The organism is Streptococcus sp. UBA632 (assembly GCF_002300045.1).
Taxonomy (GTDB): domain Bacteria; phylum Bacillota; class Bacilli; order Lactobacillales; family Streptococcaceae; genus Streptococcus; species Streptococcus alactolyticus.
Genome location: NZ_DBPA01000023.1, coordinates 1 through 921 on the forward strand (window position 1 = coordinate 1; position 921 = coordinate 921).

1 protein-coding gene and 2 pseudogenes (1 of these 3 only partly in view) are annotated in these 921 nt (G+C 41.9%); all 3 read left to right on the forward strand.

The window, feature by feature from the left end:
* Positions 1-141 (forward strand): annotated as a pseudogene (gene glnQ / locus B3473_RS02855) (glutamine ABC transporter ATP-binding protein GlnQ); the annotation flags it as partial.
* A 194-nt stretch (positions 142-335) separates the two neighbouring features.
* A complete protein-coding gene (locus B3473_RS02860; protein ID WP_154454435.1) occupies positions 336-809 on the forward strand; it encodes a ferrous iron transport protein A in 474 nt (157 codons plus the stop codon).
* Positions 806-921, forward strand: a pseudogene (gene feoB / locus B3473_RS02865) (ferrous iron transport protein B); it runs 2034 nt beyond the window's last position. The gene B3473_RS02860 and the pseudogene feoB overlap by 4 nt, the downstream one beginning before the upstream one ends.

A 921-nucleotide genomic window follows, 5' to 3' on the forward strand; every position in this document is an offset into this window, starting at 1 on the left:
GAAATGGGCTTTGCCCGTGAAGTGGCTGACCGTGTAATTTTCATGGACGGCGGTGTTATCGTGGAACAAGGAACGCCAGAAGAAGTCTTTGAACACACCAAAGAAGAACGAACAAAAGACTTTTTAAGTAAGGTCTTGTAAACAAAGCATTGAAATCATAGAAATGGGTTGGCCTTTAGCCGTTCCTTTCTATGATTTTTTTGTGATAATTAGAATAATTCTCATTTTTGTTATAGGCTGGAAAATATGGCAAATCGGCTAAATTGGGTCGGTTTTTGTGCTATAATAAAGCCTTATAACAGGAGATTTTCTTACCTGGTAGGGAGGTTTTAGATATGATTTTGCAAAATGCAAAGGTGGGGATTCCCTACACCGTTGCGAGCATAGATTTACCAGATGATAGTGTGCGGCATTTATCGCACTTGGGGTTAAAGGTGAGCAGTCCCATTCGATTGGTGTCTAAGACATCTACAAGTGCTATTGTCATGCTAAAATCGAGTCGTTTGGCCTTTGATCAATCCATTTTAAAACACATTGATGTTACCGAAGAAGGTGACAAGGAAGTCATGCCTTTGTCGAATTTGAAGGTTGGCGAATTCGCTTATATCGAAGGCATTTATGCGGTAAATGAAACCAAACGGCGTCTTATGGATATGGGACTGACGCGTCATACCAAAGTTTACCTTCGTAAAGTCGCTCCGCTAGGTGACCCGATTGAAATTCGTTTACGTGGGTATGAATTGACCTTGCGCAAGTCTGAAGCGCAGATGATTAGTGTGGTGAAAATCGAGGGAGAGGAGGACAAATGACAGAAATTGCTTTAATCGGAAATCCCAATAGCGGGAAAACCAGTTTGTTTAACATTTTGACAGGAACCAATCAGCGCGTGGGAAATTGGCCTGGAGTGACGGTTGAGCGTAA